Source organism: Luteirhabdus pelagi, from assembly GCF_016827595.1.
GTDB lineage: Bacteria > Bacteroidota > Bacteroidia > Flavobacteriales > Flavobacteriaceae > Luteirhabdus > Luteirhabdus pelagi.
Genome location: NZ_JAECMS010000001.1, coordinates 270,577 through 295,016 on the forward strand (window position 1 = coordinate 270,577; position 24,440 = coordinate 295,016).

Genomic DNA, 24,440 nt, shown 5'->3' on the forward strand with positions numbered 1-24,440 from the left:
GGTCAGTTCCAACGATGGGAATCAAAACTATTCTTTTTCCAGTAATATGCCATAATAAATCCGAAGATCGCCCCTCCAATATGGGCCCAATGAGCGATGCCCAAAGGAGAGCCAGTCAGCCCGAAGAACAAATCGATAACGATAAGGCCGGGAATAAAGTATTTCGCTTTTATTGGAACCGGTAAAAAGATCAACATCAATTCGATATTCGGGAACATGAGACCAAAGGCAACCAAAATACCATAAATAGCACCCGAAGCCCCAACGGCAGGTGTTGTAAAGGCATTATACATGTCCTGGATAGTATCTGCCGAAACTTGGTCTAGAATAGCCTGGCTATACTGACCTGTTTCCAGAATATTCATAATCTGGCCATCATTCATGCCAATCGCCATCAAGGCATCATAACCAGCGTTGAACTGGTAATAATTGAAAAGCGTATGAATCAACGCAGCCCCAAGTCCTGCTGAAAAGTAAAAGAACAGAAATTTCTTTTGTCCCCAGCGCATTTCCAAGGGCGAACCAAATGCCCATAAGGCGTACATATTAAAGAGGATATGCATAAACCCACCATGCATAAACATATGGGTTACAGGCTGCCAGTATTGAAAGTTGGGGTTTTCAAAATAGAATAGGGAAAACAGCTTATATGAAAGCTGTTCGTTCATCAACGTTCCGATGAAACAAATGACATTTATAATAATGAGAACCTTTACGGTTTCGGTGATTCTTCCCATCTATTAAAATTTTTTATCAAAATCGCTGCTGTCCATTGTAAGCAAAACCGGACGATTTGCCGGGCAAACATTAGGTTCCTTACAGGCGAATAATTGGTCGATTATATGTTCTTGGGCCGCTTGCTGCAATACAGTACCCGTTTTGATGGCCATGCTTTTCGCTAAGCTTTTTGCCAATAAATCGTTCTGGCTAAAGCCCGCGTCGGGAACCTCTTCTTTAATGTCGGCAATTACTTGTTTTAAAATATCTTCTACCTTGCTTTCTGAAATACTAACCGGAATGCCGCTGATTTCAACCTGCTCCTGCTCCATTTCTGAAAATACAAAGCCCGTATGTTCCAACTGTTCGGTAATTGAAGCGAGGATTTCACGATCGGGTGTGGAAAAACTGAGTTGCAACGGAAAGAGCAACTGTTGGCTTACCGCTTCCTGCACGGTTATATTACGAAGCAATTCTTCATATAAAATCCGTTGATGCGCACGGTGTTGGTGAATGACCATCAGGCCACTTTTTATCGGACTAACAATATATTTTTGTTGTAGTTGAAACGTTCCGCGACTGGGTTCTTTCTCGGTCTCATTAAACAAGGTTCCGGTTACTTCTTCACTTTCCACTTCCAGCTGCGCTATTCCTGTTGAAAAGTGACCTGAATCCTTTGTTTCAACGCATAATGACTCCCAAGACGATTGTTTGGGTCGTGAAAAAGAAGGCGTTCTTCTACCTGAAGGTTCGTTTCTGAAGGGATTAAAGCTTCTGTCTACCTCAACATTAGGAATTTTCGGTTGTTTCTTACTGTATTCATAGGGCGTATCGAAACCCGTATCCTTGTTGAAGTCGAGTACCGGTGCCACGCTAAATTGCCCTAAGCTATGCTTCACCGTTGCCTTCAACATCGCATAGATACTATGCTCATCGTCAAACTTAATTTCGGTTTTTGTGGGGTGAATATTGATATCGATACTCTTTGGCGGCACTTTCAGAAAGAGAAAATACCCGGCATGGGCACCATCCTTCAACAATCCTTCAAATGCGGACTGAACAGCATGATTCAAATAAGCACTTTTAATGAAGCGGTCGTTTACAAAGAAGAATTGTTCACCGCGTGATTTCTTGGCATACTCAGGTTTCAACACGAATCCATCCACTTGAACAATATCGGTTTCCTCTTCAACAGGAACCAACTTTTCATTTGTCTTCGTTCCGAAGATGCCCACAATACGCTGACGGATATTGCTTGCCTGCAACTGAAACACATCGCTCCCATTATGTGTCATGGAAAAAGCTACCTGCGGATGCGCCAGTGCCACCCGATGAAACTCATCGATGATATGACGTGTTTCTACTGGATTGCTTTTTAAAAAATTTCGTCTGGCTGGAATGTTATAGAACAGATTCTTTACCGAAACGGTAGTTCCCTTTGCAACTACAGCAGGTTCTTGAGCGGTGACTTCGCTTCCTTCGATGGTAAGTGAAGTACCCACTTCATCGTTTTCACGTTTTGTTTTTAAGGTTACGTGGGCAATTGCCGCAATACTGGCCAAGGCCTCCCCACGAAATCCTTTGGTGTGGAGGTTGAAAAGATCGTCGGCATTTTTAATCTTGGAAGTCGCATGCCGTTCGAAGCAGAGCCGCGCATCGGTTTCGCTCATCCCAACGCCGTTGTCGGTTACTTGAATCAAGGTTTTTCCAGCATCCTTCACCACCAATTGTATGGAGTCGGCACCCGCATCGATGGCGTTTTCCAATAACTCCTTCACCACCGAAGCCGGTCGTTGCACCACTTCCCCGGCGGCTATTTGGTTTGCGACGTGGTCCGGTAACAATTGAATGATGTCTGTCATTACCCTTGATAGAAAATAGAGAGGTCGAAATCGATTAAAAGGAGGAATAAAAACACTAATACCGCTACAATGATTACCAATCGGCGACTTGTATTTCGATCGGAACTACGACGCAAATCGGCCAACGCAGATTTAACTTTGTTCTTCAAACCTGAAGTGTCGCCTACCGTACTTCGATGTTCATCGAAACGATGTCGGATTTGGTACGGACTGCCTTCGCCATCATGCTTAAAATAGCGTGGTTCGTACTCAAATTTCTTGTTCTTTCGTGTTTTTAAAATTCCCATAAGCGTAAGTTTCAAAGGTAGGCAAATTACCGCGGTTTCAGAAACCATGCCTACTGGAATTTAAAATACAATGACTGTGCCGAAAAAGTCCTAGAATCGAGCGTCCTTTCGAAGTTGTGCCATTTTGATGGCTGCGATGGCGGCCTCGGTCCCTTTGTTACCGTGCTTTCCACCGCTTCGGTCGCGCGACTGCTGGATGTTATTATCGGTGAGCACACAGAAGATGACCGGAATATCACTTTGGATGTTAAGATCCTTGATGCCCTGCGTAACTCCATCGCAAACAAAATCGAAGTGTTTCGTTTCCCCCTGAATAACACTTCCGATGGCGATGACGGCATCGAGCATATCGTAGCTTTGCTGCATTTTCTTACAGCCATAAATAAGTTCAAAACTACCGGGAACGTTCCAACGGACAATGTTTTCCTTGATTGCGCCACAATCCAACAAAGCATCGAACGCACCTTGGAACAAGCCTTCGGTTATTTCATCGTTCCATTCTGAAACAACAATCCCAAACCGAAAGTCCTTCGCGTTTGGGATTGTGTTTTTATCGTATTGAGATAAGTTCTTGTTTTCAGTGGCCATGATTATTGCATTGCTTCAACCTGACCTACATATAGTTGCGCTTGGTTTGCCTCTTCAGAAGTGCCGTACTCATCTTCAATGGTTTGGAAGTGTGCAAGCGCTTTATCGTACTGCTCAAGTTTCATGGCTGTAATACCAGCTTTCAATAAATAACGTGGTGCGGTAAGATCATTTGCGGCAAGTTTCGCAGCTTCTTCATAATACTTCAAAGCTTCACCTGGCTGATCCAATTGAACAAATGCATCGCCAATTGCCCCTTTCGCAATAGGTGCCAGCATAGTATCGGAACCATCAAAATCATCAAGATGATTGATAGCTTCTTGGTAGCGGTTTGTATTCAAATACGAAATACCCGCGTAATAATTTGCGATATTGGCAGCATCGGTACTTCCGTAGCTATCGATAATACCTAGGAAACCAAATTTCCCTTCTCCACCGTTCAGTGCCAATCCGTATAACGAATCCTTCGCCTCGGCAGTCAAGGCCATATCGTAATAGCTTTGTGCTTTGTACAATTCATTCATCGCCTCCTCTTCGGTTGGCTTTTGAATGAATTGTTGGTAGGCTAAGTATCCCAACACGGCGATAGCGATAACCCCCACAACGCCTAAAATGGCTTTTTGGTTTTTCTCTAACCACTGCTCGGTACGGGAAGCTCCTTCATCTAACGAACCAAACACCTCTGCGGTTGTGCTCTGTTCTTCTAACGCCTCTTGCTTTTCCTCTTTCGTCTTCGGTTTATAGCCTCGTTTCTTGTAGGTTGCCATAATTTTGGTTTAGTGAGGGGCAAAAATAAAATTTTTATTACAATTTAAAAGCGAAATTATTTAGGAATTTTAACCTTTTTCGGTAGTATTTTTCAGAATTTTGCAACGTTTTCACTCAAATTAAAATACCACCGCAAGTCGCTGGCAACTATGATATTAGAATCGCTATCCCTTCTTCACTATAAGAATTTTGAAACGGCTACCTTTCAATTCGACCCGAAAATCAATTGTTTTACGGGTCCGAATGGTATCGGGAAAACGAATATTTTGGATGCGATTTACCACCTCAGCTTTGGAAAGAGCTACTTTAACCCTATTACCAGTCAGAATATCCAGCATGGCGCCGATTTCTTTGTTGTTGAAGGTACCTACGAGAAGGAAAACAAGCCAGAGAAAATTGTGGTGAGTGCCAAAAAAGGACAAAAGAAAGTAATCAAACGTAATGGAAAGGTGTACGATCGATTTAGCGACCATATCGGATTTCTGCCGTTGGTTATTATCTCTCCTGCCGACCGTGATCTTATTATTGAAGGCAGCGATACCCGTAGGAAGTTTGTGGATGGTGTAATTTCGCAAGGCGATACCGACTATCTTCAGAATTTATTGAACTACAATAAGATTCTCGCGCAACGAAATTCGTTGTTGAAGTATTTCGCCGCCAACCATACCTTCAACCGCGATACGCTGGATGTGTACAACGAGCAACTTCACACCTATGGCACACACTTGTTTGGGAAACGGGCAGCGTTTTTGGAAGACTTTATCCCGATTTTCCTGAAACGATATGCTTCCATCAGCAGTGGAACTGAAAAAGTAAACCTGACGTATAAAAGTCAGTTGAGCGAACAGGATTTGCTTACCCTATTACGGGAAGGGGAAAGCAAGGACAAAATGCTTCAATACACCAATTACGGTATTCATAAAGATGATCTGGTGTTCGAAATTGACGGGCATCCCATCAAAAAGTTCGGATCGCAAGGACAGCAGAAATCGTTTCTAATCGCCTTAAAGCTAGCGCAGTTCGATTTTATAAAGGAACGGTCGAAAGTAAATCCAATCTTGCTTTTGGACGATATTTTTGATAAGTTGGATGAACAACGGGTGGCACACATTATTTCCTTGGTTGATGAAGAGAACTTCGGACAATTATTTATAAGCGACACCCATGCCGATAGAACGGAAGCTGTAATCAAGGAAGTGCACCAAACATATAAGATGTTTCGGCTTGGCAGTGAACAGTGAGCAGTTTTATAAAAGCAGCGTTTCAGAGGAGCAAAGTTTCAAAGAAGCAAAGTTGCAGAGAGGCAGAGTTTCAAAGAAGCAGAGAAGCAGAGAAGCAGAGAAGCAAAGTTGCAGAGTTTCAAAGTTTCAAAGTTGCAGAGTTGCAGAGTTGCAGAGTTGCAGAGTTGCAAAGGATCAAATAAAATATAGTGTTTTACAAATTACAGCTTACAGCGTACAGCTTACGGCTTACGGCATACAGCATATCGCTAACGACTATTGACTAAAACAGACCAATGACTAAAAATATAACCTTTATCATATTCTCCCTCCTGCTCTTCTCCTGCGGAAGGCAAGATCCAGCCGATCAACTGACGCATTTGGAAGGCTATTGGGAAATTGAATCGGCCACCTTACCCGATGGCACGGCAAAGGAATTTGCCATCAATACCACCATCGACTATATTGAAGTATCCGACAGTACGGGTGTTCGCAAGAAAATGCAGCCAAAATTGGATGGTTCCTACCGTACTTCTGCTTCGGCTGAGACCTTCACTGCAAAGGTAGAGGACGACTCGCTTCGACTCTATTACAAAACTCCTTTCGACAATTGGAGAGAAACGGTGTTGTACGCAAACGATGACATATTGAAGGTAAAAAACCGGGATGGAAACGTGTATACCTACACCAGATTCCGTAGCTTTAAAACTCCAGAATAAACAGCATGGCAAAACGATTTGGCGAACATATTTCTTTAGGGGATGTCATTCAGGATTTCATTGAAACCAACCGCTTACAAAGGGGATTGGATAAAGTTTCAGTAGAAGAAGCATGGCATAATGTGATGGGAACGGCCATTTCAAAATACACTACTGGCATACTGTTGAAGGAAGCTACTCTTCATGTAAAGCTAAGTTCTTCCGTACTTCGCGAAGAATTATCCTACGGCAAGGAAAAAATCATCAAAATGGTGAACGAAGAATTGGGCAAGGACCTGATCGAAAAACTCGTCCTTCGCTAATAAAAAAAGCTGCCCGTATCGAGCAGCTTCTGCAATGTAATCAAAGTTTCAGGGTTGTTTAGAAAATCTCTCTTCCTGCAAAGTGAAATTGACTTTCTATTTCAGCGTTTTCATCGCTATCGCTTCCGTGAACGGCGTTTTCACCGATAGAAGCTGCATATAATTTACGGATAGTTCCTTCTGCTGCCTCTTCTGGGTTTGTAGCCCCTATAAGCGTACGGAAGTCCTCCACAGCGTTTTCCTTTTCCAACACAGCCGCTACGATCGGACCGCGAGTCATATATTCTACCAATTCACCAAAGAACGGACGCTCCTTGTGGATTGCATAAAACTGCTCGGCGTCGGCCTTGGTCATTTGAGTAAGTTTCATCGCTACAATTTTAAAACCAGCAGCGGTAATTTTTTCGATAATGGCACCAACATGTCCTTTTTCAACACTGTCAGGCTTCAACATTGTAAACGTTCTATCTGTTCTCATAGGTATTTTAAAATTTTGTGCAAAAATAGGGAAATGTACTTTTAAAACAAACGGAAATCTGTCCTAAAATTTCTGGGTAAACGTTTGATACAAAACACCCTTATCGCCACGAATCTCGAACTGAACCGTATTCCTATTAAAATCGAAATGAAGCACGCCATAGTTCAATTGTTTGGTTCCCTCCCCCACCCGATGCACATTCTCGTCCATGGGTGTTTCCGGCCACGTATGCGTAAGTCCGCTACTGGTGAAATCGATTAATGGATAGTCCAAACCAGGAACTGTCGTTACTGAAACTTCCGCCTGGTGACGATCGCCACTTAAGATGATAATATTGTTTGCTTGTGCCTTGCGAATCACATCCAGCAATCTTGCCTGCTCTTCAGGCATGTTTCCCCATTTCTCCCAACCGTGCTGGTCGGCCAACACCTGAATACTACTGACCAACAAAGTGAAATCGGCCGAATCATCTTTTAATTCTTCCTGAAGCCATTTCCATTGCGCTTGGCCCAACATCGTTCCGCCTTCGCCCTCTTCCCAGGCATCGTAGCGTCTATCGGGATCGTCGCTTAGCTTCAGGGCAGATCGAAAATAGCGTGTATCTAACAAAATCACTTTCACAGAGCCTTCACCAAAGTTGAAGGTTTCAGTATTATAGACTCCTTCCCTATTCCGACGTGGATCGTTAGCGGATACTTTTAGAAAATCCAATAATTCTGTTTGGGCTTCATCTTTCATTTCCCATTCTTCACCTGCATCATTCTTTCCATAATCGTGATCATCCCATGTACCAATCACAATCGCTTCTTCAGCCAACTTTTGATATGCTGCATTCGCCCAGACCAAGTCGTAATCGGCTTCCATCTTTTCCATATTATCGGTATCGGCATACACATTGTCGCCACCCCAGATAAAGACATCAGGATTCTCATTTCGAATATCATCCCACAACGGCATGGGACGATGTGGATCGTTACAACTGGCAAAGATGATGGTATGCTGACCGTCGGAAGGAATATTTTGCACAGTATTCTTAGTCGGACCACAGGAAGACAGCGTGATGATGAGTAGAGAAAAAGGAATAAAGGCTTTCATATGAGACCTGTTTTTGGATATACTCAAAAGTACCAAAACGGTTTCAGTTGCATGTTATTAAATTGTATCTTCGCACATCATGGACGAAAAAACGCTTGCAACGGTAAAGGAATTGCTGAAAGCCCCGCGAAAGATCGTGGTAGTGGGGCATAAAAACCCAGATGGCGATGCGATTGGTTCTTGCTTAGGACTTTCCTTCGTGCTAAATCGCTTGGGCCATAAGGTGGAAACCATTATGCCGAATGATTTTCCCGACTTTTTGAAATGGCTACCCGGAGCAGAACATATCATAATTCACGACAAGCAAACCGACGAAAGCATCTCGGCAATCACCAAGGCTGATATAATTTTTACCCTAGATTTTAATGCCTTGAATCGCGTAGGCGACATGCAACAATTTTTGGAAGATGCCGATGCGTCTTTTGTAATGATCGATCATCATCAGCAACCGGACGATTATGCGATTGCCACGTATAGCGATCCGAGTATGAGTTCTACTTCGGAAATGGTCTATCATTTTATGGAAGCCATAGATGAATTGGGCACGCTTTGCCTAGAGGTTTCTACGCATCTTTACACGGGTATCATGACCGATACGGGTTCTTTTCGGTTTTCATCCACCACCGCCACGACACATAAGGTAGTGGCGCATTTAATCGAAATCGGCGCAAAGCCGCATAAGATTCATGAAAATGTGTACGATGTGAATAGTCCCGATAAGCTGAAGTTGTTGGGTGTTGCGTTGAACAATCTCAATATTCACCCAGAATATAGAACCGCCTTTATCACGCTGTCACAAAAGGAATTGGATACCCATAATTTTAGAAAAGGTGACACGGAAGGATTTGTAAACTATGCACTTTCTGTTGAAGGCGTCATCTTTGCTGCTATTTTTATCGAAAATAAGCAAGAGGGAATCGTTAAGATTTCCTTCCGAAGCAAAGGCGATTTCTCTGTTAATAAACTGGCGCGCGAACATTACAATGGTGGCGGTCATGTGAATGCTGCCGGCGGACGAAGCACCCGTTCGCTTTCAAATACCGTTAGTGAATTTATTAGTATCTTGCCCCAATACAAAGCCGAACTGAACGATGCGGAATAATCTAATTTTACTCATCCTTTTTACGACTACGATTCTATTTAGCTGTAAAGGGCCTGAAGCGAGACGACCGGTACAACAAAGTTCGGGCTCGTTTATACAGGAATCTGCGCAACGTAACAAAGCACTTTACGAACAGGAAAAACAGCAAATTGAAGGGCTTATTACTTCCGATACCTTACAAGAATACATAACCTCCGATAGCGGATTCTGGTACTATTACAATGTGAAGGATTCCACTTCAGCTGAAACTCCAGCGTTTGGCGATCGTGTCGTATTCTCTTATAATATCAAGGATCTTTCTGGAAATGTAGTGTTGACGAAGGAAGAAGCTGGATTACAAGACTATAGAATAGACCAGACCAATCAGGATCTTATCTCCGGATTGCGCGATGGCATTAAACTTATGAAAGAAGGTGAAACGGTCACCTTTCTTTTCCCGTCTTATAAAGCATATGGCTATTATGGCCTAGAAAATAAATTGGGAACGAACGTTCCCGTGCAAAGCACCGTAACCTTACAAACCATAGAAAAAACAACGGAAAACTAATATTATGAAACGAACATTGCTATTATTTCTCGCAGTATCCCTAAGCCTAGTGGCCTGCAAAAGCAAATATCCCGATTTGGATAAAGGCGTTTATGCCGAATTTGTCACAAACAAAGGAACCTTTGTTGCCGAACTTTACAACGAGGCTACTCCCCTAACAGTAGCAAACTTTGTATCCTTAGCGGAAGGCACCAATGGGATGGTTGACAGTATCTACAAGGGAAAACGATTCTACGATGGTTTGATCTTCCATCGCGTTATCAAGGATTTTATGATTCAAGGAGGCGACCCTGAAGGAACCGGAAGCGGAAACCCTGGGTATCGTTTTCCAGATGAAATCGTCGATTCCCTTAAGCATGATAGCAAAGGAATTTTAAGCATGGCGAATTCTGGCCCCGCTACCAATGGTAGTCAGTTTTTCGTAACATTGAAGCCAACTCCTTGGTTAGATGGCCGGCATACGGTATTCGGAAAAATAGTAAAAGGACAAGAAGTGGTCGATAGTATCGGTGCTATCGAAACGACTAAGCCTGGCGACCGTCCAAAAGACTCTATCGTAATGCAGAAAGTAAATATCATCAATAAAGGTGGTGTAAAGGTAGCACCCTTTACCGAGCAGATGCAGGAAATAGAGCGTGAGAAAAAGGAAAAGGAAGAGCGCATTGCTAAAATCGCTAAGAAACAAGCCTTGGAATTTGATAAGCTTCGAGAGGAAGCAGAAGAACTTCAATCTGGATTGAAAATCTATTACAATGAAAAAGGCGAAGGTCCAAAACCTGAAGTAGGCGATCAAATCATGATGAACTATGCAGGTTATTTCGATGATGGTCGCTTGTTCGATACCAACATTGTTGAAAAAGCGGAACAGTTCGAAAGCGTTGATGAAGCGCGAAAAGCAGCACAGCAATACAAGCCTGTTCAAACACAGTACAGCCCAGACGCCCGATTAATCCCTGGCTTCCGTGAAGCCTTGTTAGAGATGAAGGTAGGCGATAAGGTAACCGTATTCATCCCATCGCATCTAGGATATGGACAACGAGGCTATCCACCCCTTATTCCTGGCAATGCCGACTTGATCTTCGAGTTGGAGTTGGTAGAGATTGCTGAATAATTTAAATGGAATGCATAAAAAAGCCCCGCAGTTTTGCGGGGCTTTTTTGTTGCTATTTCTTCGGAATACGCTTTAGTATTTCCTGCAAGAAACTCCAGAATTTTTGGGTTGAGGAAATACTTGCCCTTTCATCAGGTGAGTGTGCGCCGCGAATAGTGGGTCCGAAGGAAATCATATCCATATCAGGATAATTCTGGCCTAGGATGCCACATTCCAAACCGGCATGACAAGCGGCCACATCGGCTTCTTCCTTAAATAGCTCTTGATATAGGTTATCCAACAACTTCACGATTGGACTGCTCATATTTGGCGCCCAGCCTGGATATTCGCCGGAGAATTCAACCGAAAAACCAGCAAGGTTAAATCCAGCCTTTAGACCATTGGCCAAATCCCATTTCGAACTTTCAACAGACGAGCGAGTAAGACATAAAACTTCAACTTTTCCATTCGCCACTTCAACCTTAGCAATATTGTTGGAGGTTTCAACCAAGCCTTCCATCGCTGGACTCATACGAAACACTCCATTATGGGCAGCAGATAAAGCTCGAATCAAATCCATTTGGTCGTCCATTTTCATCACCGTAGCATCCTGATCTTCGATTTTTTCAATGGAAAACTTCAACTCAGGTTCCAACAACTTATATTCTTCTTTAATATTCGCTGCCGTTTGTTTCATTTTCGCTAGCAATTGGTCTTCGGTCGGAACGGGTACCGCAATCATCGCGTTGCTTTCACGGGGAATAGCATTTCGCAGTCCACCACCATGTATCGAAGACACATGAATATCGCTACCCACAACTTGCAGTACTCGATTCATCATCTTATTGGCATTCCCGAGGCCTTTGATGATATCCATTCCACTATGGCCGCCTTGTAAGCCTTTCACAGAAACGGTATACCAAAAACAGTTTTCAGGACTACCCACTTCATCATAACCCCGTGTAGCGGTAATATCAACACCGCCGGCACAACCAACACCTATTTCGTCATCTTCCTCGGTATCGAGATTCAATAAAATATCACCTTTCAGAATACCACCTTTCAATCCCATAGCTCCGGTCATTCCCGTTTCCTCATCGATGGTAAAGAGCGCCTCCAAAGCAGGATGCTCGATATCGTTGCTTTCCAAAAGCGCCATAATCGCCGCCACGCCAAGTCCATTATCGGCACCAAGCGTCGTTCCTTTCGCCTTTACCCAATCGTCTTCCACATACATTTCAATACCTTGGGTATCAAAATCGAACTCGGTATCGTTGTTTTTTTGGTGCACCATATCCAAATGCGACTGCAGCACCACCATTTGTCGATCTTCCATACCTTTGGTGGCCGGCTTACGGATGATAACGTTTCCTACCTCATCTTCTATGGTTTCAAGGTTTAAACTGTTGCCGAAGTTTTTCATAAACGCGATTACCTTTTCTTCCTTCTTTGAAGGTCGCGGGACCGCATTGAGGTCGGCAAATTTGTTCCAAACTGCCTTCGGCTCTAATTTTCGTATGGCTTCATTCATATTTCTTCAATTTTTATTTATCTCTCTTTTCTTTAGGCATACAAAGTTACTAGGTTTTCTTACTTTTAGGGGCCGTCTTATAAAACTTATAACATGCGAATTATTTCCGTATTCCTTTGCGCTTTTATTGCGGGGATCGTCAATTCCGCTGCACAGTCATTGGAAGCGGAGTTAGAAACCGTTTTTGAAGAATTTGAATTGATGGGTTTATCAATTTTGGTCAGCGTTGAAGGTGTAAGTGAAACGTTTTCCTATGGATTACGGGATTTCGATCGCTCCCTTCCTGTAAATGATGACACGCATTATAGAATCGCTTCCATTTCTAAATCGGTTGTAGCGCTAGGCATGATGAAGCTCTATGATGAAGGCTTGTTTGAGTTGGATGACGATATTTCCTCTTACCTAGGCTATACTGTAGAGAATCCAAACTTTCCAGGTGAACCCATTACCTTTCGGATGCTGCTAAGCCATCAAAGTAGTTTGCAGGATGGCAGTGGTTATACATCGTTTTTGAATGCTACCTACAGCCAAACCCCGATCCCTTCTATTTCTGAAGTACTACTGCAGAGTGGGAGTTTCTATACTAGTGACATGTGGCGAACGGAAACACCAGGATCATTTTTCGCCTATAGTAATATCAATTTTGGTTTGTTAGGGACGTTACTGGAAGCTATCAGTGGCGAACGCTTGGATATCTATATGAAAGAGGAAATATTGGAGCCATTGGGAATTGATGGAAGTTTTAATATACAGGATATAAACGATATTAACGATGTGGCTGTCTTGTATCGAAATATTAACGGCTGGCAACCGCAGGCCGATAATTATCAGGGTACCTATCCCCTACCGCCCGATCTGTCTTCCTATACTCCCGGAACCAATGGCGCCTATTTCGCACCGCAGGGAGGGTTGCGATGTACTGCTGCAGATTTAGGAAAGTTTCTAAACTTTTTACAAACCAATGGCGCAAGTGCTTCACTTGAAATTAGTACGGCAGCTATAGAAGAAATGAAGACCATGCAATGGAATTATAACGATTCCAATGGTGACAACTATTTTGGACTGTTCAATCGCTGGGGGCTCGGGTTACATCAATCGAATACCGATACGGGCGACACTATTTGCCTCGATGGCCCGACCGGAGTCTTTATTGGGCATCCTGGAGAAGCCTATGGACTTATTAGCGATGCGTATTTTTCGGAAAGCGACCCCATTTCATTTGTAGTAATGACAAATGGAAGTTGGAATGGCTATCAATTTGGAAATTATTCTTCTTACTATACATTGGAAGAATCGATTTTCACCATTCTTTGCGACTATTTCACCGAAATGCTCTCTACGGTTTCACTTGAAGATACTGATATGGCTATTTTTCCAAACCCAACTTCAGAAGAACTCCATATTCAGACCAAGGAAAAACGCAACTACGAACTGTACTCTTCATCTGGCAGATTGGTCGATAAAGGAATGATAGACCAAGCTAAATCGACGATACAACTTCCTAATTTGGAAGATGGAATTTATTTTTTGAAGTTGAAAGGAAAGGATACCTTCACTTCACATTCCATAGCCATTCGAAACGAGTAACCCATGCCTAGAAATCGAACAAAAATCATCCTTGCCCTACTTTTGCCCGTTCAAATTCTACTGCTGCAACTTTTGAAGTATTTTCCCGAAACGGTGGAAACATATTACAGTCTTGGGTTTTATAAATACCTATCGATGGCCTCGCGTACCCTATTTGGCTGGGTGCCTTTTTCGGTTGGTGATGTTTTCTATATTCTTATCACCTTTCTAGCCTTGCGATGGTTATACTTGAATATCCGTCGACTTCGTTTTGAACCGATTTCGTTTTTTGTCGATATCGTAGCCACGGTTTCTATCGTATATTTTATGTTCCATGCACTTTGGGGCTTTAATTATTACAGACTGCCGCTTCATAAATCGCTCGGATTGGATGCCGAGTATACCACCGAGGAATTGGTCGCCACTACCAAGCGGCTTATCACTAAATCGAATGCCATGCATCGCGAATTAGGCTATGCCGATAGTACCAAAATCGATTTGCCCTATTCCCAACAGGAAATCTTCGACAAAGCGGAAAACGGTTACGATAATATTATTTCTGAATTTCCTTCTCTTGCTTACCAACCGACTAGCATTAAAAAAAGTGGTTGGAGCCTTGGACTTACTTATATGGGATATAGTGGGTATTACAATCCTTTTTCAGGTGAAGCACAGGTGAACAACCTTATCAAAACCTATAAGTTTCCGGTGGTAAGCTGTCATGAAATGGCGCATCAGGTAGGCTATGCCGCTGAAAATGAAGCGAACTTTATTGCAACGCTAACCAGTGTTCATAACGATGACCCCTATATTCAGTATGCTGGGTATATCTTCGCTTTGCGGTATTGTGTAAATGAAATTGCTCGTCGCGATATGCCAACGTATGAAGCATTGCTACCCACCATCAACTTCGGAATATTGGAAAGCTATCGAGAAATGCGGGAGTTCTGGGGTGCCTACGAAAATCCGTTTGAAGTATTCTCCAAACACTTTTATAACTACTTCCTCAAGGCGAACAACCAAAGTCGCGGCATTATGAGCTATAACTATATGGTAGCACTCATCGTAAATTATTATGAGGAACGACCTTTTTAAATTTCTTAACGATTTGTTAATTTTAAAGATTCGGAAACCCATTCAGTTTCGGTTCCTATATCTTTAACCTCCTAAAATTTCAGTCAAAACACCATGAAAAGACTTCTATTATTTCTTGTTTGTTTTTGGAGTCTGTCTTCCTTCTCTCAGGATTATTTTCCGAAGAATGACGGCCCAAAAGAGAAAAACACCAATTACACTGCTTTTACCAACGCTACCATTTATGTAACGCCAACCGAAAAAATATCGAAAGGGACGTTATTAATCAAGGATGGAAAAGTGGTCTCTGTAGGAAAATCTGTTTCCATACCTGAAAATACAGTAACAATCGACCTAAATGGTGACTATATCTACCCTTCCTTTATCGATGCGTATACCGACTTTGGAATGGGTAAGGTAAAGGAAGCAGAACGCGAAGGCGGAAGATCGGCTCAGTACGGCCCGTCTCGGGAAGGGTTTTATTGGAACGATCATATCTTGGCCGAACGGAATGGCATCGAAAACTTCAAATACGACAAAAAACAGGCTTCAAGTTTTCGTGAAGCTGGATTCGGTGTGGTGAACACGCATACCATGGACGGTATTGCCCGTGGTACGGGAATGATGGTCGCCTTGAACGATAAAGATGATGATGCTACCAGAATTCTGGAAGATGCGCTCACCAATCATTTCTCTTTTGAAAAAAGTGAAACCAGCAATCAGAGTTATCCTACTTCCCTGATGGGTGCCATGGCACTGCTCCGTCAGTTGCAGCATGATAAACAATGGTACAAAGATGGTAATGTACCAACCAAGGACAGAACCTTGGAAGCGCTTATCGCCAATGAAGGAATGGTAAACATTTTTGAAGCAGGTAGTAAGGACAACGACCTACGTGCCGATAAGATTAGCGACCAATTCAACCTCAACTATGTTATCGTTGGTGGTGGCGATGAATATGAACGCATAGACTTAGTTAAAAACACAAACGCCAATTACATCTTGCCCATCAACTTTCCAGATGCCTACGATGTTAGCGATCCGTATGCTGAAACCTACATCACCGTAGCGCAAATGCGCGATTGGAACCAAGCGCCGATGAATCCAAAGGTGATGACCGAAAACGGAGTTCCGTTTGCGTTGACCACTTTTGAATTGGATAAAGTATCCGATTTCAACAAAAAATTGGAAAAGGCATTCCTTTACGGATATGATAAAACAAAAGCCTTGGAAGCGCTTACCAGTATGCCTGCAAAGTTTTTGGGTATAGAGGATAAGGTAGGAAGTCTAAAAGAAGGTCGGTATGCAAACTTCCTCATTACGTCGGGCCCTATGTTCGAGGCGGAAACCACGCTTTATGAAAATTGGGTACAAGGTGAAAAACATGTCGTAAATACACGCGACCAAAAGGATATTCGTGGAAATTATACCATGACCGCTGGTGGTAAAACATATGAAGTAGAAATCACCGGTGAAGTGGGCAAACCAAAATCGAAAGTGACGGCTGCCGATGTGGAATTTCCTTCAAAAATGGAATACTCACAAAATTGGGTGCGACTGTCCTTTACCGATAAAGAAAACAATGAAGTATACCGAACCACGGGAATCATTCCGAAGGAAGGCGACTCCTTTTCAGGGAAGATGATTCGTCCTGATGGGTCCGAAAGTGACTTTACCGCTACCCGAACGTCTTCTTCAAAAGAAAAGAAAGATAAAGACGACGAAAAAGTGAAGCCGGAAATAATGCCAATCACCTATCCGAATGTTGGATATGGATATACGAAGGCTCCGGAACAAAAAGATATGCTTTTCAAAAACGCCACGGTTTGGACCGGAGAAGAAGCAGGAACGCTTGAAAATACAGATGTTCGCATTTCCGATGGAAAGATCGTTGAAATCGGCAAAGATTTATCGCGCCGCGGTGCCACGGTTATCGACGCAACCGGCAAACATTTAACGGCCGGTATTATCGATGAGCATTCACACATCGCAGCCTTATCGATTAACGAAGCGGGACAAAACTCTTCTGCAGAAGTCAGTATTGAAGATGTGGTCGACCCAGAGGATGTAAGTATCTACAGAAACTTGGCAGGTGGTGTAACCTCCATTCAAATTCTACATGGATCTGCGAATCCTATCGGTGGTCGCTCCGCTATTATTAAATTGAAGTGGGGTGAAGATGCCGACGGCCTTATTTACGATAACAGTCCGAAATTCATCAAGTTTGCCTTAGGTGAAAACGTCAAGCAATCGAATTGGGGAAGCTATTCCAGGTTTCCGCAAACCAGAATGGGTGTGGAGCAAGTGTATGTGAACTACTTCAACCGTGCGAAGGAATATGAAGCGAAGAAGAATAGTGGACAACCCTACCGAACCGATGAGGAGTTGGAAGTATTATCTGAAATTCTAAACGGAGAGCGTTTTATTTCTTGTCACTCCTACGTTCAAAGTGAAATCAATATGCTGATGAAGGTAGCCGAGCGTTTCGACTTTAACATCAACACCTTCACCCATATCCTGGAAGGCTATAAAGTGGCCGATAAGATGAAGGAACACGGTGTGGGTGGTTCTACCTTCAGCGACTGGTGGGCCTATAAATACGAAGTGAACGACGCTATTCCTTATAACGCTGCCATTATGCATAACCAAGGGGTTACGGTTGCAATTAATAGCGACGATGCTGAAATGTCGCGTCGACTAAACCAAGAAGCCGCTAAAACGGTGAAGTACGGTGGTATGAGTGAAGAGGAAGCATGGAAGACGGTTACGTTGAATCCCGCCAAATTACTTCATATCGATGACCGTGTAGGAAGCATTAAGGAAGGTAAGGATGCCGATTTGGTTCTTTGGAACGAGCATCCGCTTTCGGTCTATGCGAAACCTGAAAAGACGATTATTGAGGGACGCACTTATTTCGATATTGAAAAAGATGCCGAAATGCGTAAGGATATCACGGCTGAGCGCGCCAAACTTGTAAAAATGATGTTGGATGAAAAAGAAGGTGGTGGAAAGACCCGAAAACCAAAAGGCACGGAAGAACACTATTTTCACTGTAACACGGTAAACTAAGAATCATGAAAAACGTAAAACTATATAGCAGTATTGTAACAGTATTAGTAACTGCGTTCGTTTGGGCACAACAAACACCCGCTGCAGAGCAATCACAAGCCATTACCATTCAAGGAGCAACCGCTCATATTGGAAATGGTGACGTAATCGAAAACAGTACCATCGTCTTTGAAGATGGTATCATTACCGCTATCGGAAGTACTGGTATTTCCTCAAAAGGAAAAGTAATCGATGCTTCGGGAAAGCATGTGTATCCCGGCCTTATCGCACCTACCAAATCGTTGGGATTAATAGAAATAAATGCCGTGCGAGCGACAGATGATCAGGATGAGTTAGGTGAAATGATTCCGCAGGTACGAAGTATTATCGCTTACAATGCCGAAAGCAAGGTGGTGGAAAGCATGCGTCCGAATGGAGTATTACTGGGACAGGTTACGCCTCAGGGCGGACGAATTTCAGGGACCTCATCAATTGTTCAATTCGATGCTTGGAACTGGGAAGATGCTATTGTAAAGGAGGATGATGGCATTCATCTAAATTGGCCAAGCAGTTTTAGAAGAGGTCGCTGGTGGGCTGGAGAAAGCCGAGGCTATCGTCCAAACGACGATTACGCAGAAGATACCCAAGCGGTTCAGCAGTATTTGTTGCAAGCGCAGGCTTATGGAGACGGTAATGACACATCGATAAATGAAGGCTTTAAGGCAACGCAAGGACTGTTCGATGGTAGCAAAAAATTATATGTGTACGCCCACGGTCAAAAGGAAATAATCGATGCGGTTACCCTCGCCAAGGAAAGCGGAGTTCAAAAGGTAGTGGTAGTCGGCGGTTATGAAGCCTATAAGATTATCCCTTTCCTAAAGCAAAATGATATTCCCGTGTTGGTGCGTCAACCACACGCGTTGCCACGACGCGAGGATGACGATTATGATTTACCCTATAAATTACCAAAATTGTTGGCAGAAGGGGGAATATTAGTCGGTATTCAAAACGAGGAAATGTCGAACTTCCAAACGCGAAACCTAGCATTTTACGCGGGTCACGTTGCTGGACAAGGTTTAGATAAGGAGAAAGCACTTCAACTGATCACCGAAAACAATGCGAAGATCTTAGGTATTGATGGTACCTACGGAACGTTGGCTGAAGGAAAGAGTGCTACCCTATTTGTATCGAACGGCGATGCGTTGGACATGCGAGGAAATGATTTGGAGCATGCGTTTATCGACGGACGCGCAATTTCACTCGAAACCCACCAAACAGAATTATGGAAACGCTATTCTGAAAAATACGAACTACAGAAAGAAGGAAAATAGGATAGAAATCCGTTTTACTCACTCAAAAGGCTACTTTACTAGGTGGCCTTTTTTTTGTGGTGGTGAATGATGGTTCTTTGAATTAACTAAAAACCATCCATTATGAAAAAAGCCATCACTATTTCCATCCCAGAACCTTGTCATGAAGATTGGAACGAAATGACTCCTACAGAAAAAGGTAGGTTTTGCGAGCAATGTACAAAAGAGGTTGTAGACTTCACCTCACAAAGCGATGAACAAATCATCAAACATCTAGAGCATAATGATAAGTTGTGCGGACGATTTAGGGCTTCACAGCTTGACCGAAAACTTCAATTAGAGCGTAAAGAAGGTTTTTCCTTGGCACCTTGGGCCGCTTCACTCCTGTTGCCCATAAGTATGATGGCCCATTCGGCTACTTCAACAGAAAACAGTAAGAGCCCTGAATCATATGTTTCACTAGGTATTGGAAGCAGAAGTGGCGACAGAATACAGATTACCACTACAGGTGTTGTGACCGATACCGAAGGGAATCCACTTCGAAATGTAAAAGTTACCGTCAAGGAATCTGGAAAAACGGAATGGACCAACCGAAAGGGAGCGTTCAAGATTGTTTCCTTAGATCGTGAGACCTTGGTATTTGAAAAGGAAGGGTTTCGTTTGTATGAAGAAAAACGAGGTTTGAAATCGGAAGCTATCCACATTGAACTGGTCACTCCCATTTGCGAACTACCTCAAGAAGAAGAAAAAACCGTAACCGTACGTCGCACTGTGGGAATGATTGTTTCTGAAGTTGAAGTTGAAGATAAAACTGAGGATGAAGCTATGCCCTTTGAAATATCCGGAACGGTAACCGATGAAAGCGGCGTACCACTACCAGGAGCCAATGTTATTGTAAAGGGAACATCGCGTGGCACACAAACCGATTTTGATGGAAAGTATACCATTGAGGTTTCCGAAGGTGACAAATTGATATTTAGTTATATAGGTTTCGACGAACAAATCATCCCTATTGAAAAAAATGCTACTACTACGAATGTTCTGTTAGTTGAATTAAAAACATCCTTAATGGGTGAAATTGTTATCGTAACCGGCGGAATTTCTATGGAATACGAAGAGCCTCCCGAAACTCCCGAAGAACGTCGTATCCGATTGGAAAAACAGAAAAAGGCCTACGCCAATGAGCTGGAGTACAAACGTATTAAACAAGAGCGCAAGAGGGCCGCACGCAAATTGCGCCGTGCCAAAAGACGAAAAAATCGAAACTGATGCGACGCTAGAATTCGGAAAGTTTTGGGTTAGACAATAATCTCCTGTCTAAAAAGTTATATTTTTACCGAAAACCTTTCCTACATGAAGTATTTGTATGCCCTTGGACTTTTCTGCACCATTATTTTGTGGAGTTCTTGTCGCAACGATTTTGAAACCGTATCCAGTACTGGAAACTTAGAGTTTTCTACCGATACGGTGTATCTGGACACCATCTTCAGCAATATTGGCTCTAGCACCTACACTTTAAAGGTTTACAACAGAAGCGATGAGGATATCAATATCCCATCGGTGCGCTTAGGGGAAGGGGAAAGTTCGAACTACCGATTGAATGTAGACGGTGTTCCAGGAAAGGAGTTTCAGGATGTACGCATATTGGCGGAAGACAGCATATTTGTCTTTGTAGAAACCACTGCCGATATCGAAACCTTAACGACCGAAGGGTTACAGTTTTTATATACCGACCAGATTCAGTTCGATACCGGTGGAAACCAACAGAATGTAGAATTGGTCACTTTGGTACAAGACGCCGTGTTCCTATTTCCAGAGCAATTTGGCGATGGTACTACCGAAACATTGGTCTTAGGTCAGGATGAGGAAGGAAATGATATTGAAATTGAAGGGTTCTTCTTAGATGATGATGAATTGACCTTTACGAATGAAAAGCCATATGTTATCTATGGATACGCTGCTGTTCCTCCCAACCGAACGCTTACGGTTGAAGCCGGTGCTAGGGTTCATTTTCATGCGGCCAGCGGTATCTTGGTAGCGGCAAATGCGTCCATGCAATGTTTGGGTGCAACTAGCAACGACCCAGAAGCGTTGGAAAATGAGATAATTTTTGAAGGCGATCGATTGGAGCCTGAGTTTTCTGATGTGCCTGGTCAATGGGGAACCATTTGGCTTACCGCAGGAAGTACCGATCATGTATTTCGAAATACAACAATAAAGAACGGCGTTATCGGGTTGCGGATGGATAGTAACGATGGCGATCTAACTTTGGAGATGGAAAATGTACAACTTTACAACCATGCGGTATATGGCCTGTATGCGCTAACCGGAAATGTTTATGGTGAAAATGTAGTCGTTAACAATTGTGGCCAGTCTTCCCTTGCCTGTCTGTTTGGCGGCACCTACGAATTCAACCATTGTACCTTTGCTAATTATTGGACCAATAGCTTCCGTTCATTACCGGCGGTTCAATTGGGCAACGTGATTCAGACGGGAGAAAACTCGTTTGAAACCATGCCGTTAAATATAGCCATCAACAATAGCATTATCTACGGAAATGAGCAACGCGAAATAGGCTACGACAATAGTGCTGACGCTGCATTCAACTTCAACATTAGCAATACATTAATTCGTTTTGAAGATCCTTCAGGCGATTTTGACGATGATCCACTTTATGATTTTAGCGATGCTGCTTTGTACAATAATATTGTTCGCAATCAGGATCCGGTTTTCTTTGCTCCCGAAGAGAATGAACTCTCTATTGAAACTGGAACTTCAGCTGCCGATGGCATCGCTGACCCAACCGTTTCAACCCAATTGAATACTGACATTACGGGAACACCTCGCGATGGTACCAATCCCGATGCGGGTGCCTATGAGAGTGTGGAGTTTCCTGATATGGAGAACTAGACGCATTATCCTTATACAGTTAGTGGACTGAAATGTACCTTTCTTCTACCGATAGGTACCAATACAGCTTTTCTTATTTTTATAAGGTGTTCATAGTGAGAGATTTGTGGTAACAACCATTAATTTCTTTATTATGAAACAGTTTATACTTATCTGTTTTCTGTCTCTTTTATCTCTTTCTAGTTGGAGTCAGGAAATAACGATTAGCCCCTTTGCGGGTGTATCCAATCCCACAAGTGACTTTTCCGAATTTTCGGAAAGCGGCTGGACGGCTGGATTGAACTCAAATTATTTTTTCAGCGATCATTTCGGAGTAGGTTTTCAGCTAAGCCATCAACAAAACGATTTTAAAAGTCCGTTCAACTACGACGTAATTCCAACTGACGATACCGGTACCTACAGCGTGTCGCAGTTTTACGATGGTTCTTGGAGCGTTTCCAATATTGGATTGGGTCCTGTATATGGATTGCGCTATAACAAGTTTTCCTTCCTGTTTTCTGCGATGCCCGGAATTTCATTCGTATCGAGTCCCGAAGCACTTGTAATGTTGCAATATGTAAATGCCGAACGCGAATTATTTCAACTGGAGCCACGAACGATAACGGCTTTTGGTATGTCCGCTGGAGTAAGTTTTACTTATCGCGTTACCGATACTTTTTCATTCTTTGTCTACCCAGAATACCATTACAGTACGGCAGCAATCAACTATGGTTTTCGCTCTATCGAGCCGGCTATTTCTACTAATACCGAAGGGCAAACTGAATTCGATCCCATTCCACTTATTGAAGTGCCTTTGGAAGAAGCCAGCGTGTCTCCCACACAACTTAGTGTGTCTGCTGGTGTAACTTTCAGCTTTGATGTTAAAACGAAAAAGCCAAAAAAGGATGATCCAATTTCAACTACTGAAAATGTGGCTATCGATCAGGAAGTTCAAGAACATGAAAAAACTTGTGATGTAACAAGGTTGTCGGCTCCTCGAAAGTTTCAGGAATTTTATATCGATTCACCTCGGAAACCCAACTTTCGTTGGGAGAACCCTTCTTCAATCGTGACGCAATACACCTTTGTTCTTTCCGAAGAAGGAAAGGAAGTATATCGTGAACGAATAACTGAACAAGGTCTTCAGCATAATCAAAAACTACAGAAGATCTATGAGCGTTCTAAAAAGGAAACAACGGAGTATCATTGGAAGGTTATCACATCGTACACCAAGTGCAAGGATACAGAAACGGATCATGGTATCTTTTTGATGAACCGGTCTAGTGGTACTTTTCATGATGTTGTCGAGATTGAATGTGAAGACCCGCCTTTCACCCCACAAGGAATGTATGCCTATAAGGCGAACTTATTTCTTTTTCACAATAGTTTTGCGAGCCATCCACTGGAAATAACCTCACTTTCCGACATTACCATTATCAATCCCACAGGTGCCGTAATAACTAGCCTCACAGATTGTAGCACTGGAAATCCCGTATCCTTTCCAATTACTATTGTTCCTGCCGGTAGCGCGACCTATTGCATGACCTTTGAAGTACCTTCTGGGAGCGCATCTATAGACACACAGATCGAGGGAAATGTAAATGGCAACCCACAAATATCGACAAGCGGTGCACATGAACTCCCAACGTGTCTTTGTGATATATGTGAAGAATGGGAGATAGATATTCAAAACCAAAACATATCTCCTATTGTTACCGGTGCGAGCACGATTGAAGATTATATCTTAATTGAAGACAGGCTAACCGCTATTGCGCCCTTCGGGAATATCGTACAGGTACAGGCAGAAGTAACCACGTTTGAGTACTTCCCGGGAGATAACAGCCCTTTTCCAGACCAAGAGCAATGTGTAGTCTGTAACAAGGAGGATAGTCAGTATGGCCCTTTTGTTACCCTGTACAATGGCAGCTCACAAACTACCCAACATTTATCTGGTGGTTTCGCATCGGGCGGTTACGGTCGCTATTTAGGAGGAAGCGCTATGAGTAGAAATATAGTTTGGCAATCGCCAACGCCAAGCGGATTGGTTCTTGGCAACGAGACCGCAAAACTTAGTATTGGTGTACCGAAGTTCGCCGGTGCCTGTTGTTCTGATTTATTCAAAATCTGTGTGCGATACACCTTCACTGCCATAGATGATGCCACTGGAGCCTGTATAAGTTGCTCTGAGGTGGTTTGCTATTCTTTGTTTCGCGATGAAAACACTGTTGTACAACTTTAAAAACCTTA

General features: G+C 43.0%; 21 protein-coding genes. 13 read left to right on the plus strand and 8 right to left on the minus strand.

Annotated features, from left to right (window positions below; translation table 11 throughout):
- Positions 1-2: 2 nt before the first annotated feature.
- The 5 genes from I4Q58_RS01255 to I4Q58_RS01275 all read right to left on the minus strand — a co-directional run bounded on the left by I4Q58_RS01255 (position 3) and on the right by I4Q58_RS01275 (position 4,221).
- A complete protein-coding gene (locus tag I4Q58_RS01255) occupies positions 3-737 on the minus strand; it encodes a rhomboid family intramembrane serine protease (RefSeq protein WP_203292929.1) in 735 nt (244 codons plus the stop codon).
- 3 nt (positions 738-740) lie between these two features.
- Positions 741-2,579: a DNA mismatch repair endonuclease MutL gene (gene mutL / locus I4Q58_RS01260; RefSeq protein WP_203292931.1), complete on the minus strand. Its 1,839-nt coding sequence runs from the start codon at positions 2,577-2,579 to the stop codon at positions 741-743.
- Complete coding sequence (locus I4Q58_RS01265; protein WP_203292933.1) at positions 2,579-2,866, minus strand: riboflavin synthase subunit beta; 288 nt, start codon at positions 2,864-2,866, stop codon at positions 2,579-2,581. The genes mutL and I4Q58_RS01265 overlap by 1 nt, the downstream gene beginning before the upstream one ends.
- A gap of 90 nt (positions 2,867-2,956) precedes the next feature.
- Complete coding sequence (ribH, locus tag I4Q58_RS01270) at positions 2,957-3,454, minus strand: 6,7-dimethyl-8-ribityllumazine synthase (protein ID WP_203292935.1); 498 nt, start codon at positions 3,452-3,454, stop codon at positions 2,957-2,959.
- A 2-nt stretch (positions 3,455-3,456) separates the two neighbouring features.
- On the minus strand, positions 3,457-4,221 hold the full coding sequence (locus I4Q58_RS01275) for a tetratricopeptide repeat protein (protein ID WP_203292937.1): 765 nt from the start codon (positions 4,219-4,221) through the stop codon (positions 3,457-3,459).
- A gap of 150 nt (positions 4,222-4,371) precedes the next feature.
- On the opposite strand from I4Q58_RS01275, the gene recF reads away from it, so the two are divergent.
- The 3 genes from recF (at position 4,372) to I4Q58_RS01290 (ending at position 6,463) form a co-directional block, all read left to right on the plus strand.
- Positions 4,372-5,463 carry a DNA replication/repair protein RecF gene (recF, locus tag I4Q58_RS01280; RefSeq protein ID WP_203292939.1) on the plus strand — a complete coding sequence of 364 codons (1,092 nt, stop codon included), beginning with the start codon at positions 4,372-4,374 and terminating at the stop codon, positions 5,461-5,463.
- Between the two features lie 275 nt (positions 5,464-5,738).
- The gene (locus I4Q58_RS01285) at positions 5,739-6,161 is read left to right on the plus strand and encodes a lipocalin family protein (RefSeq protein WP_203292941.1); all 423 of its coding nucleotides are present in this window, start codon (positions 5,739-5,741) and stop codon (positions 6,159-6,161) included.
- A 5-nt stretch (positions 6,162-6,166) separates the two neighbouring features.
- A complete protein-coding gene (locus I4Q58_RS01290; protein ID WP_203292943.1) occupies positions 6,167-6,463 on the plus strand; it encodes a DUF721 domain-containing protein in 297 nt (98 codons plus the stop codon).
- Between the two features lie 58 nt (positions 6,464-6,521).
- On the opposite strand, the gene I4Q58_RS01295 is transcribed toward I4Q58_RS01290, so the two are convergent.
- Both I4Q58_RS01295 and I4Q58_RS01300 read right to left on the minus strand, forming a co-directional pair.
- On the minus strand, positions 6,522-6,941 hold the full coding sequence (locus tag I4Q58_RS01295) for a nucleoside-diphosphate kinase (RefSeq protein WP_203292945.1): 420 nt from the start codon (positions 6,939-6,941) through the stop codon (positions 6,522-6,524).
- 63 nt (positions 6,942-7,004) lie between these two features.
- Positions 7,005-8,036 carry an alkaline phosphatase D family protein gene (locus I4Q58_RS01300; protein WP_203292947.1) on the minus strand — a complete coding sequence of 344 codons (1,032 nt, stop codon included), beginning with the start codon at positions 8,034-8,036 and terminating at the stop codon, positions 7,005-7,007.
- 79 nt (positions 8,037-8,115) lie between these two features.
- Here I4Q58_RS01300 and I4Q58_RS01305 point away from each other — a divergent pair, with 79 nt between their 5' ends.
- Genes I4Q58_RS01305 through I4Q58_RS01315 form a run of 3 tightly spaced genes read left to right on the plus strand, consistent with a single transcriptional unit; the run spans position 8,116 to position 10,796 of the window.
- Positions 8,116-9,138, plus strand: coding sequence for a DHH family phosphoesterase (locus I4Q58_RS01305; protein ID WP_203292949.1), 1,023 nt, complete (start codon positions 8,116-8,118; stop codon positions 9,136-9,138).
- The gene (gene gldI / locus I4Q58_RS01310) at positions 9,128-9,685 is read left to right on the plus strand and encodes a gliding motility-associated peptidyl-prolyl isomerase GldI (RefSeq protein WP_203292951.1); all 558 of its coding nucleotides are present in this window, start codon (positions 9,128-9,130) and stop codon (positions 9,683-9,685) included. Before I4Q58_RS01305 ends, gldI begins: the two co-directional genes overlap by 11 nt.
- A 4-nt stretch (positions 9,686-9,689) precedes the next feature.
- A complete protein-coding gene (locus I4Q58_RS01315) occupies positions 9,690-10,796 on the plus strand; it encodes a peptidylprolyl isomerase (protein ID WP_203292953.1) in 1,107 nt (368 codons plus the stop codon).
- Positions 10,797-10,848: 52 nt separating this feature from the next.
- Here the strand turns inward: I4Q58_RS01315 and I4Q58_RS01320 are convergent, their stop codons facing one another.
- Complete coding sequence (locus tag I4Q58_RS01320) at positions 10,849-12,306, minus strand: aminoacyl-histidine dipeptidase (protein WP_203292955.1); 1,458 nt, start codon at positions 12,304-12,306, stop codon at positions 10,849-10,851.
- Positions 12,307-12,399: 93 nt separating this feature from the next.
- Between I4Q58_RS01320 and I4Q58_RS01325 the strand changes: the two genes are divergently transcribed.
- The 7 genes from I4Q58_RS01325 to I4Q58_RS01355 all read left to right on the plus strand — a co-directional run bounded on the left by I4Q58_RS01325 (position 12,400) and on the right by I4Q58_RS01355 (position 24,432).
- Complete coding sequence (locus tag I4Q58_RS01325) at positions 12,400-13,893, plus strand: serine hydrolase (protein WP_203292957.1); 1,494 nt, start codon at positions 12,400-12,402, stop codon at positions 13,891-13,893.
- A gap of 3 nt (positions 13,894-13,896) precedes the next feature.
- Positions 13,897-14,967, plus strand: coding sequence for a DUF3810 domain-containing protein (locus tag I4Q58_RS01330; RefSeq protein WP_203292960.1), 1,071 nt, complete (start codon positions 13,897-13,899; stop codon positions 14,965-14,967).
- A gap of 93 nt (positions 14,968-15,060) precedes the next feature.
- Positions 15,061-18,015 (plus strand): amidohydrolase family protein, encoded by a 2,955-nt coding sequence (locus I4Q58_RS01335; protein WP_203292962.1) that lies wholly within the window; start codon positions 15,061-15,063, stop codon positions 18,013-18,015.
- Between the two features lie 5 nt (positions 18,016-18,020).
- Positions 18,021-19,325, plus strand: a complete 1,305-nt coding sequence (locus I4Q58_RS01340; RefSeq protein WP_203292964.1) for an amidohydrolase family protein — start codon at positions 18,021-18,023, stop codon at positions 19,323-19,325.
- A 102-nt stretch (positions 19,326-19,427) separates the two neighbouring features.
- Positions 19,428-20,573 (plus strand): carboxypeptidase-like regulatory domain-containing protein, encoded by a 1,146-nt coding sequence (locus tag I4Q58_RS15540; protein ID WP_236002790.1) that lies wholly within the window; start codon positions 19,428-19,430, stop codon positions 20,571-20,573.
- Between the two features lie 84 nt (positions 20,574-20,657).
- Positions 20,658-22,214: a hypothetical protein gene (locus I4Q58_RS01350; protein WP_203292966.1), complete on the plus strand. Its 1,557-nt coding sequence runs from the start codon at positions 20,658-20,660 to the stop codon at positions 22,212-22,214.
- A 133-nt stretch (positions 22,215-22,347) separates the two neighbouring features.
- Positions 22,348-24,432, plus strand: a complete 2,085-nt coding sequence (locus I4Q58_RS01355; RefSeq protein ID WP_203292968.1) for a porin family protein — start codon at positions 22,348-22,350, stop codon at positions 24,430-24,432.
- Positions 24,433-24,440 lie beyond the last annotated feature (8 nt).

What these genes read in the sequence shown, in the direction of transcription:
- I4Q58_RS01305 (WP_203292949.1), top strand. Translation starts at nt 8,116, where the DNA reads ATGGACGAAAAAACGCTTGCAACGGTAAAGGAATTGCTGAAAGCCCCG.
- I4Q58_RS01335 (WP_203292962.1), top strand. Translation starts at nt 15,061, where the DNA reads ATGAAAAGACTTCTATTATTTCTTGTTTGTTTTTGGAGTCTGTCTTCC.
- I4Q58_RS01320 (WP_203292955.1), bottom strand. Translation starts at nt 12,306, where the DNA reads ATGAATGAAGCCATACGAAAATTAGAGCCGAAGGCAGTTTGGAACAAA.
- I4Q58_RS01300 (WP_203292947.1), bottom strand. Translation starts at nt 8,036, where the DNA reads ATGAAAGCCTTTATTCCTTTTTCTCTACTCATCATCACGCTGTCTTCC.
- I4Q58_RS01285 (WP_203292941.1), top strand. Translation starts at nt 5,739, where the DNA reads ATGACTAAAAATATAACCTTTATCATATTCTCCCTCCTGCTCTTCTCC.
- I4Q58_RS01340 (WP_203292964.1), top strand. Translation starts at nt 18,021, where the DNA reads ATGAAAAACGTAAAACTATATAGCAGTATTGTAACAGTATTAGTAACT.
- gldI (WP_203292951.1), top strand. Translation starts at nt 9,128, where the DNA reads ATGCGGAATAATCTAATTTTACTCATCCTTTTTACGACTACGATTCTA.
- I4Q58_RS01265 (WP_203292933.1), bottom strand. Translation starts at nt 2,866, where the DNA reads ATGGGAATTTTAAAAACACGAAAGAACAAGAAATTTGAGTACGAACCA.
- I4Q58_RS01255 (WP_203292929.1), bottom strand. Translation starts at nt 737, where the DNA reads ATGGGAAGAATCACCGAAACCGTAAAGGTTCTCATTATTATAAATGTC.
- mutL (WP_203292931.1), bottom strand. Translation starts at nt 2,579, where the DNA reads ATGACAGACATCATTCAATTGTTACCGGACCACGTCGCAAACCAAATA.
- I4Q58_RS01330 (WP_203292960.1), top strand. Translation starts at nt 13,897, where the DNA reads ATGCCTAGAAATCGAACAAAAATCATCCTTGCCCTACTTTTGCCCGTT.
- I4Q58_RS01275 (WP_203292937.1), bottom strand. Translation starts at nt 4,221, where the DNA reads ATGGCAACCTACAAGAAACGAGGCTATAAACCGAAGACGAAAGAGGAA.
- I4Q58_RS01315 (WP_203292953.1), top strand. Translation starts at nt 9,690, where the DNA reads ATGAAACGAACATTGCTATTATTTCTCGCAGTATCCCTAAGCCTAGTG.
- I4Q58_RS01350 (WP_203292966.1), top strand. Translation starts at nt 20,658, where the DNA reads ATGAAGTATTTGTATGCCCTTGGACTTTTCTGCACCATTATTTTGTGG.
- ribH (WP_203292935.1), bottom strand. Translation starts at nt 3,454, where the DNA reads ATGGCCACTGAAAACAAGAACTTATCTCAATACGATAAAAACACAATC.
- I4Q58_RS01295 (WP_203292945.1), bottom strand. Translation starts at nt 6,941, where the DNA reads ATGAGAACAGATAGAACGTTTACAATGTTGAAGCCTGACAGTGTTGAA.
- I4Q58_RS01355 (WP_203292968.1), top strand. Translation starts at nt 22,348, where the DNA reads ATGAAACAGTTTATACTTATCTGTTTTCTGTCTCTTTTATCTCTTTCT.
- I4Q58_RS01290 (WP_203292943.1), top strand. Translation starts at nt 6,167, where the DNA reads ATGGCAAAACGATTTGGCGAACATATTTCTTTAGGGGATGTCATTCAG.
- I4Q58_RS15540 (WP_236002790.1), top strand. Translation starts at nt 19,428, where the DNA reads ATGAAAAAAGCCATCACTATTTCCATCCCAGAACCTTGTCATGAAGAT.
- recF (WP_203292939.1), top strand. Translation starts at nt 4,372, where the DNA reads ATGATATTAGAATCGCTATCCCTTCTTCACTATAAGAATTTTGAAACG.
- I4Q58_RS01325 (WP_203292957.1), top strand. Translation starts at nt 12,400, where the DNA reads ATGCGAATTATTTCCGTATTCCTTTGCGCTTTTATTGCGGGGATCGTC.